At 39.3% G+C, this 16,853-nt stretch carries 14 protein-coding genes; 10 read left to right on the forward strand and 4 right to left on the reverse strand.

The window, feature by feature from the left end:
• Positions 1-8: 8 nt before the first annotated feature.
• From G4D73_RS12285 to G4D73_RS12320, 7 genes are all read left to right on the forward strand, one after another.
• Positions 9-3,140 carry an efflux RND transporter permease subunit gene (locus G4D73_RS12285; RefSeq protein WP_016658591.1) on the forward strand — a complete coding sequence of 1,044 codons (3,132 nt, stop codon included), beginning with the start codon at positions 9-11 and terminating at the stop codon, positions 3,138-3,140.
• 395 nt (positions 3,141-3,535) lie between these two features.
• On the forward strand, positions 3,536-4,249 hold the full coding sequence (locus tag G4D73_RS12295) for a HupE/UreJ family protein (RefSeq protein ID WP_035363463.1): 714 nt from the start codon (positions 3,536-3,538) through the stop codon (positions 4,247-4,249).
• A 13-nt stretch (positions 4,250-4,262) separates the two neighbouring features.
• A complete protein-coding gene (locus G4D73_RS12300) occupies positions 4,263-4,913 on the forward strand; it encodes a hypothetical protein (protein ID WP_016658593.1) in 651 nt (216 codons plus the stop codon).
• Between the two features lie 81 nt (positions 4,914-4,994).
• Positions 4,995-6,302, forward strand: coding sequence for an MFS transporter (locus G4D73_RS12305; protein ID WP_213686869.1), 1,308 nt, complete (start codon positions 4,995-4,997; stop codon positions 6,300-6,302).
• A gap of 116 nt (positions 6,303-6,418) precedes the next feature.
• Entirely contained in the window at positions 6,419-7,711 is a 1,293-nt protein-coding gene (gene hisD, locus G4D73_RS12310; RefSeq protein WP_213686870.1) for a histidinol dehydrogenase, read from the forward strand.
• 20 nt (positions 7,712-7,731) lie between these two features.
• Positions 7,732-8,166: a YqaA family protein gene (locus G4D73_RS12315; RefSeq protein ID WP_213686871.1), complete on the forward strand. Its 435-nt coding sequence runs from the start codon at positions 7,732-7,734 to the stop codon at positions 8,164-8,166.
• Positions 8,167-8,235: 69 nt separating this feature from the next.
• Positions 8,236-8,361, forward strand: a complete 126-nt coding sequence (locus G4D73_RS12320; RefSeq protein ID WP_155757095.1) for a YHYH domain-containing protein — start codon at positions 8,236-8,238, stop codon at positions 8,359-8,361.
• 49 nt (positions 8,362-8,410) lie between these two features.
• Here the strand turns inward: G4D73_RS12320 and G4D73_RS12325 are convergent, their stop codons facing one another.
• The gene (locus G4D73_RS12325) at positions 8,411-8,680 is read right to left on the reverse strand and encodes a metal/formaldehyde-sensitive transcriptional repressor (protein ID WP_016658599.1); all 270 of its coding nucleotides are present in this window, start codon (positions 8,678-8,680) and stop codon (positions 8,411-8,413) included.
• A 56-nt stretch (positions 8,681-8,736) separates the two neighbouring features.
• Between G4D73_RS12325 and dmeF the strand changes: the two genes are divergently transcribed.
• Positions 8,737-9,729 carry a CDF family Co(II)/Ni(II) efflux transporter DmeF gene (gene dmeF, locus G4D73_RS12330; protein WP_016658600.1) on the forward strand — a complete coding sequence of 331 codons (993 nt, stop codon included), beginning with the start codon at positions 8,737-8,739 and terminating at the stop codon, positions 9,727-9,729.
• 46 nt (positions 9,730-9,775) lie between these two features.
• Here dmeF and chrA read toward each other — a convergent pair whose 3' ends face one another.
• A complete protein-coding gene (chrA, locus tag G4D73_RS12335; protein WP_016658601.1) occupies positions 9,776-11,122 on the reverse strand; it encodes a chromate efflux transporter in 1,347 nt (448 codons plus the stop codon).
• The gene (locus G4D73_RS12340) at positions 11,119-12,045 is read right to left on the reverse strand and encodes a chromate resistance protein ChrB domain-containing protein (RefSeq protein WP_016658602.1); all 927 of its coding nucleotides are present in this window, start codon (positions 12,043-12,045) and stop codon (positions 11,119-11,121) included. Before G4D73_RS12340 ends, chrA begins: the two co-directional genes overlap by 4 nt.
• Positions 12,046-12,890: 845 nt before the next feature.
• Between G4D73_RS12340 and G4D73_RS12345 the strand changes: the two genes are divergently transcribed.
• Positions 12,891-13,535 carry a hypothetical protein gene (locus G4D73_RS12345; RefSeq protein ID WP_213686872.1) on the forward strand — a complete coding sequence of 215 codons (645 nt, stop codon included), beginning with the start codon at positions 12,891-12,893 and terminating at the stop codon, positions 13,533-13,535.
• Between the two features lie 15 nt (positions 13,536-13,550).
• Here G4D73_RS12345 and G4D73_RS12350 read toward each other — a convergent pair whose 3' ends face one another.
• Positions 13,551-14,738: an MFS transporter gene (locus tag G4D73_RS12350; protein ID WP_213686873.1), complete on the reverse strand. Its 1,188-nt coding sequence runs from the start codon at positions 14,736-14,738 to the stop codon at positions 13,551-13,553.
• Positions 14,739-15,722: 984 nt separating this feature from the next.
• Here G4D73_RS12350 and G4D73_RS12355 point away from each other — a divergent pair.
• Positions 15,723-16,850 carry a Re/Si-specific NAD(P)(+) transhydrogenase subunit alpha gene (locus G4D73_RS12355; protein WP_213686874.1) on the forward strand — a complete coding sequence of 376 codons (1,128 nt, stop codon included), beginning with the start codon at positions 15,723-15,725 and terminating at the stop codon, positions 16,848-16,850.
• Positions 16,851-16,853 lie beyond the last annotated feature (3 nt).

A 16,853-nucleotide genomic window follows, 5' to 3' on the forward strand; every position in this document is an offset into this window, starting at 1 on the left:
GAGCGACTATGTTTGATCAAATTGTAAAATTCTCGATAAGAAGTCGATGGTTTGTACTTTTGACCTTCTTGTTGATTGGTGCATTAGGCGTTTATAACTACTTTAAACTGCCTATTGATGCCGTACCTGATATTACCAATGTTCAGGTTCAGATTAACAGTGAGGCAAAAGGGTTATCTCCACTTGAGATGGAAACTCAAGTAACTTATCCAATTGAGACAGCCTTGGCTGGTATTCCAAATCTTGATTACACGCGTTCAGTGTCTCGATATGGTTTATCGCAAGTTACTGCAATCTTTGATGAAGGCACTGATATTTATTTTGCACGCCAATTGGTGAATGAAAAACTACAAGGTGTAACTGCAAGTTTACCGGGTGGTATTTCTACATCGATGGGTCCTGTGTCTACAGGTCTTGGCGAAATTTTCATGTATACCGTGGAAAACAGTAAAGATAGTCCAAATCCTTTATCGCCAACAGAACTTCGTACTCTTCAAGATTGGGTGATTAAACCACAATTACGAAATGTCGAAGGTGTCAATGAAATCAACACCATTGGTGGATATCTTAAGCAATTTGTCGTGCGCCCTAACTATGCTTATATCCGTAGCATTGGTTTAGATCAGCAAGATATTGTGGAAGCGATTTCTAAGAATAGCTCAAACAAAGGTTCAGGCTATATCGAAAAAAATGGTGAACAGTATTTAATTCGTTCAGACTCGCAAATCAATTCTATCGAGCAAATTAAGAATATCCCAGTAACTACAAGTAATGGTTATATCCTACGCTTGAGTGATGTTGCTGAAATTTCGATTGGTCATGAACTCCGTACTGGTGCAGCAACTAAAGATGGTCAAGAAGTTGTGCTTGGCACAGCCTTTATGCTTATTGGTGAAAACTCGAGAAATGTTGCACATGCTGTTGATGAAAAGTTAAAAGAAGTCCAAAAATCACTACCAGAAGGTGTAGAAGCATCTGCTGTTTATAACCGTACTACTCTGGTTGATGCCACCATTGAAACAGTGAAAAAGAACCTTCTAGAAGGTGCAATTCTCGTTATCGTAGTCCTGTTTATTTTCCTTGGACATTTCCGTGCTGCATTAATTACTGCCATGGTTATTCCGTTGTCTATGCTCATGACTATTACAGGGATGGTAAACCAAAAGATCAGTGCCAACTTGATGAGCTTGGGGGCTTTGGACTTCGGTATTATTGTAGATGGTGCAGTTGTTATTGTTGAAGCATCATTGGCGAAACTTGCGCTAAAACAAAAAGAGTTGGGTCGAGTTCTAACGCGTCAAGAACGCTTTGCCACAGTGTTCGAAGCTACACGTGAATCACGCAAAGCAATTTTGTACGGTCAACTGATCATTATCATGGTGTATTTGCCGATCATGACGCTGTCTGGTGTTGAAGGTAAGATGTTTACCCCTATGGCGTTGACTGTGGTAATGGCGCTCTTGGCTGCTATGATTCTTTCAATCACATTTGTACCAGCTATGGTTGCTTTGGTGACTTCAGGTAAAGTGAAAGATGAGGAATCCAAAATTGTACACTGGATCAAAAACTTCTATAACCCAATCCTTGATTGGTCTTTAAATCACCGCTATAAGCTGATTGCTTTTGTCGCTATCTTCTTTGTTTTTAGTGCAAGTTTATCGACACGCTTAGGTTCTGAATTTATTCCATCTTTAGATGAAGGTGATGTTGCGTTACATGCCCTACGTATTCCTGGTACTTCTTTAACTCAAGCGATTGAAATGCAGTATGCACTTGAAAAAGAAATTAAGGAAATTCCTGAGGTTAAAACTATTTTTGCCAAAGTTGGTACGGCTGAAATTGCAACAGATCCAGTTCCACCAAACGTGGCAGATAATTTCGTTATTCTAAAACCTCGAGATCAATGGCCTGATCCTGATAAAGAGAAATCAGAAGTCGTTGCCGAAATTGAGCGTGTATCCAAAGCTGTTTACGGTAATAACTATGAATTTACTCAACCGATTCAGATGCGTTTTAACGAGCTAATCTCAGGTGTGCGTACGGATGTGGCTGTCAAAATTTCTGGTGATGATCTTGATCAGCTCCTTGAATTAGGTGAAGAAGTTGCTGAAATTTTAGAAGGCGTTAATGGTACTGCTGATCTCAAAGTTGAGCAGATGACAGGTTTGCCTATGGTCTCAGTTGAATTAAAACGAGACATGATTGCGAATTATGGATTAGATGCTGAAGATGTTCAAAACCAAGTTGCGAGTCTAATTACTGGACAGACAGCAGGTCTTGTTTTTGAGGGTGATAAAAAATTCGATATTGTTGTACGGATGGATGAAAGTTCAGTAACAGATTTAGAAAAGCTATACCAAGTGCCGATGAATTTGCCAAATGGAACCAGCGTATTGCTATCTGAACTGATTGAACTAAAGACCATTCAAGGTCCAAACCAAATCTCTCGTGAGAATGGTAAGCGTCGAATTGTAATCACAGCCAATGTCCGTGGTACTGACATTGGTAGCTACATTGCTGAAGCACAAGCAAAGATTGATGAAGGTTTCAAGCTGCCAGAAGGTTATTGGCTTTCATGGGGGGGTACGTTTGAACAAATGGAGTCTGCAACCAATCGCCTAATGATTGTCGTGCCAATCGCATTACTGATGATTTTTGTAATGATTTACATGGCACTTGGTAACATTCGTAATAGTGTATTGGTATTTACAGGTGTTCCATTTTCATTGACAGGCGGTGTGATTGCACTTGCATTGCGCGATATTCCTTTATCGATCTCTGCTGTAGTTGGTTTTATTGCGTTGTCAGGGGTCGCTGTTTTAAATGGGTTGGTTCTGGTTTCAGCCATTCAAAGACGACTTGAACAAGGTCAAGAACTTATCTCTGCAGTTAAAACAGGGGCATTGGAGCGATTACGTCCAGTCTTAATTACAGCTTTAGTTGCATCTCTAGGCTTTATCCCAATGGCTTTAAACGTCGGGATTGGCTCAGAAGTTCAGCGTCCAATCGCTACTGTGGTCATCGGTGGGATTATATCTTCGACCTTATTAACCTTGATTATTCTGCCAACACTTTATGTCTGGTTTAATCAAAAGCGAAGACCAAAAGAACCTACTCAACCTATTCCATATTCAGAATAATCGTTTTCAGGAATAGACCCATGATGAGTATAGTGCGAGATCAAAATCTGAAAATTGTCAAAATCTGGCTGGCCTGTATTTTGAGTCTCGTGCTGTGCTTGCATTTTAATCAGCATGCTTCAGAAATAAGTGTAATTGAACATTATTCAAATCTTGATGTAGCTCATGCACATCAGCATGAATCTGTGCAAATGCATATGCATACCGATAACCTCTATGAGCATGTCGTGGGATATGCTGCTATAAAACTTCTTGCACTAATATTGCTGCTTTCTACAGGGAAAATACGCGATCGTATTCAGCGTTATATCTTTTTGATGGCCAGTCGAATTTTTAAACCACCAAAAACATTAAAGGTTTTTTCGATTCTTTTATTTTTTTTGGAGTTTAAATTGATGACGAATTATTTTTCACAATATGTGAAGAACAAAATCGGCTTGAAACTATTTGTGGTATTGAGTTTGATTTTATTCAGTCCTGTCTTATTGGCACATGGTGTTGCCGAAGGGGATAAGGGCTATATCCAAGAAATATATGGTGTCCATGTGATTCCATTTATTTACTTGGGCGCTAAACACATGGTGACTGGCTATGACCATTTACTTTTTTTGGTTGGGATTATCTTTTTCCTTTATCGAATGAAGGATATTGGCCTGTATGTCAGCCTGTTTGCCATTGGGCATTCAATCACCATGCTGGTTGGTGTGTATTACAACATTTCGATGAATGCTTACATTATTGATGCCATTATTGGTTTTTCTATTGTTTACAAGGCTTTGGATAACCTTGGTGCATACCAGCGCTGGTTTGGTTTTCAACCGAATACAAAGATTGCGACGCTAATCTTTGGTTTGATCCATGGTTTTGGTTTGGCCGTGAAAATTCAAGAATATGAAGTGCCTGAAGATGGGTTATTAGCCAACTTAATCTCATTCAACATTGGTGTTGAATTAGGTCAATTTATGGCGCTCTGTATCATTTTATTGTTAATGACCATGTGGAGAAAGACCTCTTTTTTCTTCAAAACGGCATATCAGAGTAACGTATTTCTCATGTTCCTTGGTTTTCTATTGGTGGGTCTTCAGCTCACTGGATACTTCACTCAATAAAAGGTTTTAAGCAATGTATAACAATGAAATTCCAAAAGATGTTGAACTTCCATCATCTAAAAAGTTAATTAAATCTACCATTATTGCAGCTGTGAGCGCAGTCGTGGTTCTCGTGACCTGTGTAATGCCAGCAGAATATGCCATTGATCCTACCGGTATAGGTAAAGTACTTGGTTTAACCAATATGGGTGAGATTAAGCAGTCACTTGCAGAAGAGTCTGAAAATGGTATGGGTGTGACAGAAAGCTCATCAACTGATGGAACTGTAGATTCTAATGCTCAAGTGGTAAGTCCAGTTGAAGAAGATATTGTTGCTCAGACAGCGGTTATGCCCGGAATTATGAAAGACTCAATTAGTATTGAACTTAAACCTGGTCAAGCAACTGAAGTCAAAGTAAAAATGCCTGAAGGTGCCAGCGTGAATTTTGATTGGAAAACTAATGGTGGTGGCTTGAATTACGATTCTCACGGTGATCCTGTAAATGCACCTAAAGATTTTTACCATGGTTATGGAAAAGGTCGTAATGAAACAGCACAACAAGGTACTTTAACAGCAGCATTTGATGGCTCTCATGGTTGGTTCTGGCGCAATCGTACAGAGCAGAACGTGACGGTAACACTGAATGTTGAAGGTCAGTTTAGCGAGATGAAAAAAGTTTTTTAAGTTTGAAATAATCTCCTTGGACTAGTCCAAGGAGATCTTAATTGGCATAAATGGTTAGGTTCTGAATAAGGAGTCTCTAAAATGCTTGAAGTATTAAAAAACACAACCTATAGACATTTGTTCTTGGCCCAAGTGATCGCACTTGTTGGTACAGGGTTGATTACGATTGCACTTGCATTACAAGCCTATGATATTGCCAAAGGTCAAGCCGCAGAGGTTTTAGGCATCGCCTTAGCCATTAAGATGATTGCCTATATTGGAGTTGCACCAATTGCATCTGCTTTTGCAGAACGTTTGCCACGTAAAAAAGTACTTGTTACTCTGGATATTATTCGGGCTTGTACAGCATTGTGTTTACCTTTCGTGACGCAAATTTGGCAAATTTATGTGCTTATTTTTATTTTGCAATCAGCTTCAGCAGCATTTACCCCGACTTTTCAAGCCATGATTCCTGATGTACTGCCAGAAGAAAAAGAATATACCAATGCCTTGTCATTATCTCGCTTAGCTTATGATTTAGAAAATATTATTAGCCCAATGCTGGCTGCATTTTTATTGACCTACATCAGTTATCACAATTTATTCTTAGGAACTGTAATTGGATTTATTGGTTCAGCATTATTTGTCGTGAGTGCCAAACTTCCTAGGGCTAAAGTTCCTGAATTTAAAGGCGTGTATTACCGTATTAAGCAAGGGGCAAAAATTTATTTAAATACCCCACGCTTGAAAGCTCTCTTGGCACTCAATCTTGCTATTGCATCAGCAAGCGCGCTGGTCATTGTAAATACTGTGGTATTGGTACAATCCACTTTTAAATTAACAGAACATGCAACTACATTAGCATTTGGTTTGTTTGGCTTGGGTTCAATGCTTTCAGCTTTCATCCTACCCCAAATTATAGATAAATTTGCAGACCGCAAAGTAATGCTTGCAGGTACTGCTATCCTTGTGATTGGCTTATTTATGGGCTATTTCATTGGCAATTTTAATAACTTATTGGTGCTGTGGTTTATTTTAGGTATTGGCTATTCAGTTGCACAAACACCGACAGGACGTTTAATTCGTAAATCTGCAGACAGTGAAAACCGCACTGCATTATTCGCAGCTCAATTTGCATTTTCTCATGCTTGCTGGCTGATTACCTATCCTTTGGTGGGCTGGCTCAGTACCAACTTTGGAACATTATTTACCTTTATTCCAATGGCCATTATTGCTGTTCTTGCATTCATTGCAGCAAGCTTACTTTGGTCAGCAAGAGATGATGAGGTGAAAGAACATCATCATGCAGATTTACCACCAGATCATGCACATCTCCTCGAACATAATAAGGATGGTAAACATGAACATGAATTCATGGTCGATCATTACCATCAGCATTGGCCGAAATAAGCTAAGCTTATTGAATAGATTAAAAGATAGAAAATGTGCTTTGAATAAAAAATACAATTCTTATTTTGCATTCTAGTTCAAGTACTCAAATATGCTCCTGTTAGAGAGATACAGTGATGAAAATTTTAAAATCAACAGATCAAAGTTTCGAAAATTCACTTTCAGAATTACTCAGTTTTGAAACCGTTACCGATGCTCAATTGGTCACTACCGTAGATCAGATTATCCAGGCAGTCCGAGTGGGAGGTGATGATCAGTTATTAAAATATACGCAGCAATTTGATCAGCATCCGGCACTTGAGTTTTCAGAACTGGTTTTGTCACCAGAGATGCTAAAAAATGCATTTGATGAATTGGGGGATGAGGTCAAAAATGCGTTGGAATTTGCTGCTCAACGCATTAGAAAATTTCATGAAGCACAACTACAGTCAGGTTGGACGATTGAAGATCAATTTGGTAATACCTTGGGACAAAAGGTGACTCCTTTAGATCGTGTTGGGATTTATGTACCCGGAGGTTTAGCATCATATCCTTCATCAGTGCTGATGAATGCGATTCCTGCAATGGTTGCTGGTGTTAGTGAAATCATTATGGTTGTACCTGCACCTAAAAGAAAACTGAATCAATTGGTATTGGCGGCGGCCTATCTTGCAGGTGTTGATCAGGTCTTTACTATAGGCGGTGCACAAGCCGTAGCGGCTCTAGCGTATGGCACTGAAAGTATTCCTCGTGTAGATAAAATTACCGGGCCGGGCAATAAATATGTAGCTGCTGCAAAACGAGCTGTATTTGGGCAGGTGGGGATAGATATGATTGCAGGACCCTCTGAAATTGCGGTTTATGCTGAATCGGACTGTAATCCAGAATGGCTTGCCATGGATTTGCTATCCCAAGCAGAGCATGATCCTGTAGCACAGGCCATTTTTATTACTGATGATGAACAGGTATTGCAACAGGTTCATACTGCTTTACATCAGCATTTAGAAGTACTGCCTAGAGGAGATATCGCACGAGAATCGATTAATAATCGTGGAGCAATGATTCTTGTTCGGGATCGAGCAGAGGGCATTGATGTGATTAATCGAATTGCTCCTGAGCATCTCCAGCTCTGTGTTGAGCAACAAATTGCGCAAGATATGACGGCGGGTATTCGTCATGCGGGGGCTATTTTCATTGGAAAGTATACTGTCGAAGCCGTTGGTGATTACTGCGCTGGACCGAACCATGTTTTGCCGACTTCAGGAACTGCACGGTTTTCATCACCTTTGGGAGTATATGATTTTCAAAAGAGATCCAGTTTGATCATGTGTTCTGAGCAAGGTGTTAAACCACTGGCACACGTCGCTGACATTCTCGCTCAACAGGAAAATTTAGATGCCCATGCACGTTCGGCCCGTTATCGTACTTAATCAATTTATTTAATTAGAAAATGTTGGTTTATATCGGTTTATTTCTGAGTGCATTTGGTGCAGCGACTTTGCTACCTTTACAGTCAGAAGCAGTCCTAGTCGGACTGTTTTCTATGAAAACATATTCAGTGGGCTTTCTATTAATGGTCGCTACCTTTGGTAATGTTCTAGGTTCATGTGTAAATTGGTGGTTAGGTTTAAAAATTGAAATGCATAAGGATAAGAGTTGGTTTCCTGTAAAAAGGGAACAGATTATTCATGCTCAAGCACTATATGCAAAATATGGATCATGGACTTTATTATTGAGCTGGGTTCCTATCGTTGGTGATCCAGCAACATTGGTCAGTGGAATTTTGAAGGAAAAATTTATTCGGTTTTTAATTATAGTTACGATAGCTAAAGGTGGGCGGTATTTCGTCATTTATCTCATTTATTATAATATTTTTGCTATTTAACTTTTTATCTTGGTTAAATTGTGTACAATTTAAATTCTAATTTTAAGTCATTTAACGGGGATAATACTAATGAAAAAGATCTTAATACTTTGCTTATTAACATCATTGACCACAATAGTTAGCGCACACTCTGGTGGTACTAACTCTCAAGGCTGTCATACCAATAGTAAAACTGGTGATTATCATTGTCATTAAAAATTTGATCAGCCTTAGCACTTCAAAAAGAAGTGCTAAGGCTTGTGTCTTATAAATAGCGTTTTATTAATTTTAAAAACTCCTGTAATTCATCTTCATTGACATGTTCATGTTGATTGGCCAAAACATGTTCACGTAAATGCTGTTCTATAAGTTCATTCATCAAACCATTGATTGCGCCTTTAATCGCTGCAACTTGCTGTAATACCTCTATACATGAACTTTCTGGGTTCAATAATTTCTGTTCTATGGCTTGAGTTTGACCTTGTATCCGACGTACTCGATTAAGAACTTTTTTATTTTCGGTTAAATGGGACATGGTATTTCAACTTAAAAAAATATACTATGGGGGAGTATTATTGACAGCAACCTAAAATGCAATCATCGACTGAAATTAATCGTAAACATTCTCATCAATTTGATGAGGGCAATCCGTTGGCACAGAAAAAAATTTTAATTGCGACCATTTTGACTGGTGTCATGATGGTGTTTGAAATTTTTGGAGGATGGTTTTTTAATTCCATGGCCTTGCTCGCTGATGGATGGCATATGAGTTCTCATATGTTAGCACTCGGACTAGCCTATTTAGCTTATCGTGTAGCACGTAAATATGCAGATGATCCACGTTTTTGCTTTGGCACATGGAAAATTGAAATATTAGCGGGTTATTCGAGTGCAATTTTGCTGATGGTCGTTGCTGTGTTTATGGGAATCCAATCAATTGAAAGATTATTTAACCCAGTCAATATTCACTATAATGAAGCGATTGCAATCGCCGTCATTGGTTTGATTATCAATTTTGTCTGCGCGTGGCTATTACATGAAGGCGGCCATCACCATCATCACCATCATCACGGTCATGATCATGACCACCATCATCATGATCACCACCATGGGCATGAACATCATGAAAATGAAGAGCATGACTTAAACCAAAAAGCTGCATTTTTACATGTAGTCGCAGATGCAGTGACATCTGTACTTGCCATTATTGCCTTATTTGCAGGTAAGTATTTTGGATGGGATTTTTTAGATGCAGTGCTCGGTATCGTCGGTGCAATACTGGTTGCAAAATGGTCTTGGGGACTGATTCGAGATACAGGTAAAACTTTGCTTGATGCTGAAATGGAGCATCCTGTCGTAGATGAAATTAGAGAAGTGATTGAAGAGCTTGATCCTCAGCTTGAGATTACTGATTTGCATGTATGGAAAGTTGGTCGTGGCAAGTTTTCTTGTATTCTTTCTTTAGATAGTCAGAATTCAGCAATTACAGCAGATGTAGTGCGTAAAGCTCTTTCAATTCATGAAGAAGTGGTTCATGTGTCGGTAGAAATTAATAGCAATTTCAAGCTTTCAGCAGCAGTTTAAATCAACTAATAAAATGAGCAAGATGAATGTCCTGCTCATAGATTTTTTATATGTTGAGTTGGATGATTAATCCTAAAACAGCAGCAAAACCAATCACTCTTAATACACTTTGATTAAATTTAAATAGAGCAATACAAGCTGCTAAAGTAATGGATGCAGCAATATAGTCAAACTGTCCTTCAAATCCTTTTGGCCACAATACGTGATATGCGAAGAATAATGCGAGATTAAGAATTACACCTACTACAGCCGCTGTAATTGCAGTAAGTGGAGCTGTAAACTTAATCTGATTATGAGTTGATTCAATCACTGGCGCTCCACCTAATATAAAAATGAATGAAAAAAGAAAAGTAAACCATGTCACAATGGTTGCTCCCAATGCACCAGCCAAAAACTTATGATCTGGTCCTAGCAGATCCAGATTGTATCCCCCCATAAACCCAACAAAAGCGACCACCATAATAAGGGGGCCAGGTGTACTTTCACCCAATGCTAAACCGTCAATCATTTGTGTGGGTTTAAGCCATCCATAGAAATTCACAGCACCTTGATAAACATAAGGTAGTACTGCATAAGCACCGCCAAAGGTCATAAGTGCTGCTTTAGTAAAGAACCACGCCATTTGTGTATAAGCATGAGTCCAGCCGTAAATTGACGTAAGTAGCAATATAGGCAGACACCAGAGCAGGGCAGAAATGATTAGAAGCTTAATGAGTCTGGGCCATTTAAAGATCGCATGTTCAGGTGTTGGAGTGTCATCATCAATGATGGCTTTACCGTAAGTTTTAGAACTGCCTTGATGAGTGTTTCCAATGAATAGGCTTGGATCAAATTTACTGAGCATGTAACCGCTCATTGCTGCAAGTAAAACAATTAAAGGGAAGGGAACATTGAAGGCAAAGATTAAAACAAAGGCAATGCACGCTATAGCATACATATATTTATTTTTTAGCGACTTACTGCCAATTCGATAGGTTGCGTGAAAGACAATAGCTGTCACGGCGGGTTTGATACCATAAAACAGCCCGGCAATAACGGGTAGATTGCCGAATTTTGCATAGATCCAAGACAGCGTGATAAGAATGATGAGCGATGGCAGAATAAAAAATAATCCGGCTATAAGACCACCTTTGGTTTTATGCATTAACCAGCCGATATAAGTCGCTAATTGCTGTGCTTCAGGCCCTGGTAGCAACATGCAGTAATTCAAAGCATGCATAAAGCGCTTTTCTGAGATCCATTTTTTTTGTTCAACAAGCTCTTGATGCATGACTGCGATTTGACCAGCTGGGCCTCCAAAGCTGATAAATCCTAATTTTAGCCAAAATATAAACGCTGCTTTAAAGCTAACGTCTGGAATAGTTTCTGTTTTATCTTCTTGTAGATTATTCATGAGTTGTCACCACTAAAGTTGGTGTAAAGACCATCAAAAATGTGATTGGAGAGTTGAACGAACTGATTGTCATCCGTGATGCTTAATTTTAATCCATGCAATACTTTTTCAAAGCCGATAGCTTCAGGCGGCTCATTTCCTCCAACATCCAGGTAATGGACTATTTCAGCAACTTTTTTAAGTGCATGATTTGCAAGATTGAAGCTATGCAATAAAACTTCAAAAGATACAAATTCATTAACATGGGTAAATGTGGCACCATCAAAATCAAATCCAATTGCCTCTGGTGGGCAATCGTTAATATTGTTGAGCCAAACAAAAGTTGGGTTTTGATCAATAAATTTCTGAATGAGCCAAGCACAAGCTAAGCGATCGATCCAAGGTCGTTTACGTGTAGCCCAAATTCTGTTTTGGTAATCAGACTTTTGTAAAAGAGGAATGAGATTGGAAGATGTGTGTGGTTCATCAATTTCTCCTAATCTCGCAATCACTCCTTCTAAATGAGTTAATTCATTCAATACTTTTATTTGTAAGGTATTGGGGAAATAGTCGATATCAACTAATGTGTTTAAATTTTTTCTAAGCTTACGAACTTGTTTTAAAATAATTTTTTTTTGGTCTGGGTCAAGATTGTTGCTGAGTTCTAAAATTTCATTACTGATGGCTTGGTAGTCTTCAGTTCTATCAAATAAAGTAGAGAGATCTAAATTATCAGGTATTTCCGATTCAAAAATATATGCGCTACCATGCTCATTTAAATGGTCAGTCACAATTTCTTCGAACTTAGAAGAATAAAGTGAAGGCAGCAAATATACCCCATCTCTTAATGTAGCTGCTCCGTGAGCCTTCAGGGAGCGCCATATTCGCATCCTAGCAGTCGTACTATGACTGGGTAATGATGAGACTAAAATTGAAATTATCATGTAATAAACCTAACATTTTTTGTAGAGATTAATACATTTTTTTGATTTGATAAATTTAATATTTATGCATTTTTTATCAAAATTTCTTATATATAAAATTTAAAGTGAATAGTTGAGAGATTTATCAACTATATGTGATTCTGCAGCTGAGTAAGCTTATCGTATTATGGGGGTAGACTAATCAAAGTAGAAAGTAGATTGGGGGCAAACGATTTCTTATTTTTCACGACTGTATTATGGTATCGGGTAGATCAATATCGATTATGGAGATAGTATTCATTTGTTTAAGACTTATATTTTTTCTTGCATGTAGGAGGATATTGATTCTAGTTAAAGCTGGAAGTCTAGAAGTCGATACCAGCAGAACTTTGGCGATTATTCCTAATCCTAATTAAATTTTCTACTGTTTTTGTTGCAAATAGCTTTTACACCATTTTTACACCTTAATATATTTATTTGTCTTTAACTTATTATAATTTATGTAAATATTTTATTTTTGTGTCCAATCCATCATCGGCGCAACACTGATTCGTGGTTGAAGTTTATTTTCAATGGTGGTCAGATCAGTCATTCAAAATCACGCCTTAACGAAATGGAAGAAAGAAGAAGCAATTCATGCGAGCACTCAGCGATTGGTTTTTGGCTAAAACCGGATCGGCTGACGTCGCAAAAAGAGGGCGTAATACTAGCATAAAATCAGAAAAACCACCCGGCGAACTTGAGCTAGCCCGGTAAATCCAGGGAATGAAAAAAGAAATAAAATTGGAATTCCCAGTCAAGTTGGAATGGTATATTTTGATAGGAGAAAGATGAAGATAAAAATTTTAGAAATAAGGAGAATAATCATGTTGTTATTGGAGGAAATTTATAAAAGTCATAAAGCACAAAATTCGGCACATTTTAATTTAAGAATTCATCGGGGCTTAGGCTGGTTTAAAAAATCGCTAGACTTGGATCAGGATCTGGATTTTAAGTTTATCAGCCTGTGGATCAGCTTTCAGGCGATTTATGCAGATGAGAGTGATCTAGTTCAAGATCAAAGCAAGCTGCAGCAGTTTCTGGAAACACTCTGCCAAAAGGATCTGGATCAGAAAATTAATCATATTCTCTGGGACAAATACCACCAGCCGATTCGCTCACTCTTGGCCAATCCCTATGTGGAACAAAGCTTTTGGGATTATCGCCATCAGAAAATTAGTCTGGAAAGCTGTCAAGCTGATCTGGAAACACAGAAAAAAAATATACAGCATGCTTTAAAAGAACGAAATTCTGTTGAAATTTTAGCTGGAATATTTCAGCGTTTATCTACCTTGCACCATCAGATAATGCAGGGTGGCGCCACGTATCACAGCTCGCTGAATTATAAATCATTAGAGGAAAGCTGCCGGATTCTGGCAGCCTTATTGCCGGTTTTTATCTGTATTTTATTGGAAAATTCACACACTCTTGATCTGAATAAGCCTTATTATCCGGCGGCGCAAGTCAGCTAAATATAGTCAAAATACTTATGCAGTTGTCCGGGCCTGATACCATTGATCCAGCAGGGCAAATAAGGTAGCACACAAAGCTAGCCCAAGTCCTGCCAGACAGGTCATGCTCCAGCCACCGTGATGCCAGGCATAAACCCCTAAGGCTGAACCACAGGCACCGCCAATAAAATACAAGGTCATATACAGTGAATTGACCCGTGATTTGGCATCCGGGCGCAGGCGGAAAATTACGTTCTGGTTACAGCTGTGCGTAATTGCGAGCCCAAGATTTATCAGTCCATAACCCAGAATATAACTGAGCAAAGATACTGCACCAAAATATAAAAATAGCCAGCTTCCTATCAGGATAGAGCAGCCGATCCAGCTCAGTGTTTTGATATGGCCACGATCGGCCCATTTACCAATGAACTGTGTAGAAAGTGCGCCAAATACACCGGCCAGCGTGACCAGTCCGACCATGACATCAGAAAGCTGAAAAGGTTCTTGCGTCAACAGCAGAGCGATGGTGGAGAACAACATACTCATGGCAGCAAAAGCACACGCACCTGTAAGTGAACGCAAAACCAGTCGTGGTTCCTGCTTGAGTAATATCCCCATAGATTTAAAAATTGTTGCATAGCTGATTCTCAGACGTGGCAGGCTCGGTAGTTTTCCTCTCAAATAAAAACTTAAGGCCAGCATGCTTATGCCACTGAGGATATAAATCATTTTCCAGTGAAACAGGTCGGAAAGTAATCCGGCAATACTGGTCGAAAGTAGAATGCCAACCAGTAATCCGCTCATCAGGAAGCCCACCACTTCTCCAGTTTTTTCCGGTTTGACCGCCATGGTGGCCAAGGGAATCAGAATCTGTGCAGCTACGGAAAACAGTCCGGCAATGATAGTGCCGACCCAGAGCATTGGCAGATTCACTGCACTGGCACAAATAAATAAACCTGCTGCTGCACCCAGCATGAGGAAAGGGATCAGTTTGGTTTTATTCAGCATGTCCCCTAAAGGTACAATAAAAAGCAGGCCCAGGGCATAAGAGATTTGAGCAAAAGTGACAGTAAGCGCCACTTGTGATTCAGGTACCTGATAATACTGCTGAATCGATGAAATCAGCGGCTGGCAATAATAGTTAGCGCCGGCACATAAGCCGCATGCAATCGCCATCAGCCATAATAAGGGCTTATTTTGACTAATATCGAGGGGCGTGTGCATAGGGCTAACCTTGTATTCAGACCGGAAGAACTTAAATGAGGAATTAGAATAATGTTCAAATTGAGGGCACTATAGGCCAGAAGTTCTTGCTTTAAAAGTAGAGAAATATTGCCAGCATTGAAAATTGTCAGAACTCAGGCAGCTTAATGAAAGAAGTGCAATTTCAAATAGAAAGTATGAGTGAATATTTACAGAATTTTTTATCTTTTAATGAGGGGGTTGCTTCATTAAAGCGCAGCTTGATCTAGAAACAATAAAAAAGGAGCACTCAGCCAAAAAAAGTGGAATATTTACTCTATTTTGTTGCGCAAATTTGGTGCAAAAATGGGATTTCCCATTTTGAATCAAGTTCAGTACATTAATATAATAAATAGTACGCAAGGTTTTTTTCTACCCTTTATCTGACTGTTTGAGACTTGGGTCTTATAAAATTTTGGCGATTATTTTTTTGTCAGATGTATCAATTATGTCTGATGAAGATCTGCTCAAAACAAATTCTATCATTTCATAAAATACGATTTTAACATCTAAAAACAGTGCTCTTGCTTGAGTACTAAATCTGTCAAAAAAGTCAAAACTAAAAAAACGACGCAGCTAAAGTGCCGCTATCTATAGGGACTAGAGAAATTGAAAGTCTGCTTCTGAATCAAGAAATACAGCAATCATTGTCAGAATCATCAATGTAACAAAATAAATCAGAAATTCGCGCTTATTTACGCCAGCAAAATCTGGATATTTCATTCAGTGGAATGAATATCGTTTATAAAATCATCGAATATGAATAGCTAGAGAATTAAATAAATGTGCTATTGCAGCATCATTTTTATGAATCATCAGTTCAAAATATAGGTATTTATTAAATAAATAGTAGGTGGTAATTTCAAACAGTTTGATTAGAATCCAAAAATTCAACAAGAACACATCCTGAGGGGAAGCATCGTTTACACGATGTTTACTTAAGAAAAATTAGCTTGAGGAACGCTCATGCAGATCGGAATTCCAGCCGAAACTGTTGTCGGTGAAAATCGCGTCGCTGCGACGCCAGAGACAGTAAAGAAATTGATCAGCGCAGGACATAGCGTGATTATCGAACGTGGTGCAGGGGTTAAAGCTGCCTATATCGATAGTGCCTATGAACAAGTTGGTGCCAAAATTACGGATGATGCCTATACCGGCAGTCAGTTGATTTTAAAAGTTCGTGCACCGAAAGGTGATGAAATTCAAAAACTCAACCCGAACACCACTATCGTGGCAATGTTTGATCCTTACCGTAATACTGAGCTTGACCAATTCGCGGCACAAAACGTGTCTGCATTTGCATTGGAACTTTTACCACGAACCTTGTCTCGTGCGCAGAACATGGATGTCTTGTCTTCTCAAGCCAACCTTGCAGGTTACAAGTCGGTGCTTTTGGCTGCGGCTGAATACCAGCGCATGTTCCCGATGCTGATGACTGCTGCGGGTACGGTTAAACCGGCTCGTGTGGTGATTATGGGTGTCGGCGTAGCGGGTCTGCAAGCGATTGCCACTGCAAAACGTTTAGGTGCCATCGTTGAAGCCACGGACTTGCGTCCAACTGCCAAAGATCAGGTTGAATCTCTGGGCGGTAAATGGCTAGACGTGCCGATGTCTGCTGAAGAGCAGCAAAAAGCTGCAGATGCTGCCAAAAATGGTTATGGCTGGATGCCGGGTGAAGAATACATCCGCGATCAGGCTGCAATTGTTGATAAAGCGGTATCAAATGCTGACATCGTGATTACCACAGCGCTTTTACCGGGCCGTGATGCACCGCGTTTAATCCGTGCTGAAACAGTTGCGAAAATGAAACCAGGTTCAGTAATTTTGGACATGGCAGTAGAGTCTGGCGGCAACGTCGAAGGTTCGAAATGTGGCGAAACAGTCCATACCGACAATGGCGTCAAAATTATCGGCATTCCAAATATTCCGTCGACTGTATCAACTGAAGCCTCTGCTTTATACGCTCGTAACGTATTTAACTTCGTTGAAACACTATTTGATGCAGATAAGAATTTTGTCCTGAATCAAGAAGAAGAAATTCAAAAAGCCCTACTCGTCACTCATGGCGGCCAAGTGCTGCTGAAACGTGGTTAAGGA

This window comes from Acinetobacter sp. WY4 (assembly GCF_018438165.1).
Classification (GTDB): Bacteria; Pseudomonadota; Gammaproteobacteria; order Pseudomonadales; family Moraxellaceae; genus Acinetobacter.

Excerpts from the sequence above, each read along its gene's own strand:
- G4D73_RS12285 (WP_016658591.1), top strand. The coding sequence starts at position 9 with ATGTTTGATCAAATTGTAAAATTCTCGATAAGAAGTCGATGGTTTGTA.
- G4D73_RS12295 (WP_035363463.1), top strand. The coding sequence starts at position 3,536 with ATGACGAATTATTTTTCACAATATGTGAAGAACAAAATCGGCTTGAAA.
- G4D73_RS12300 (WP_016658593.1), top strand. The coding sequence starts at position 4,263 with ATGTATAACAATGAAATTCCAAAAGATGTTGAACTTCCATCATCTAAA.
- G4D73_RS12305 (WP_213686869.1), top strand. The coding sequence starts at position 4,995 with ATGCTTGAAGTATTAAAAAACACAACCTATAGACATTTGTTCTTGGCC.
- hisD (WP_213686870.1), top strand. The coding sequence starts at position 6,419 with ATGAAAATTTTAAAATCAACAGATCAAAGTTTCGAAAATTCACTTTCA.
- G4D73_RS12315 (WP_213686871.1), top strand. The coding sequence starts at position 7,732 with ATGTTGGTTTATATCGGTTTATTTCTGAGTGCATTTGGTGCAGCGACT.
- G4D73_RS12320 (WP_155757095.1), top strand. The coding sequence starts at position 8,236 with ATGAAAAAGATCTTAATACTTTGCTTATTAACATCATTGACCACAATA.
- G4D73_RS12325 (WP_016658599.1), bottom strand. The coding sequence starts at position 8,680 with ATGTCCCATTTAACCGAAAATAAAAAAGTTCTTAATCGAGTACGTCGG.
- dmeF (WP_016658600.1), top strand. The coding sequence starts at position 8,737 with ATGCAATCATCGACTGAAATTAATCGTAAACATTCTCATCAATTTGAT.
- chrA (WP_016658601.1), bottom strand. The coding sequence starts at position 11,122 with ATGAATAATCTACAAGAAGATAAAACAGAAACTATTCCAGACGTTAGC.
- G4D73_RS12340 (WP_016658602.1), bottom strand. The coding sequence starts at position 12,045 with ATGATAATTTCAATTTTAGTCTCATCATTACCCAGTCATAGTACGACT.
- G4D73_RS12345 (WP_213686872.1), top strand. The coding sequence starts at position 12,891 with ATGTTGTTATTGGAGGAAATTTATAAAAGTCATAAAGCACAAAATTCG.
- G4D73_RS12350 (WP_213686873.1), bottom strand. The coding sequence starts at position 14,738 with ATGCACACGCCCCTCGATATTAGTCAAAATAAGCCCTTATTATGGCTG.
- G4D73_RS12355 (WP_213686874.1), top strand. The coding sequence starts at position 15,723 with ATGCAGATCGGAATTCCAGCCGAAACTGTTGTCGGTGAAAATCGCGTC.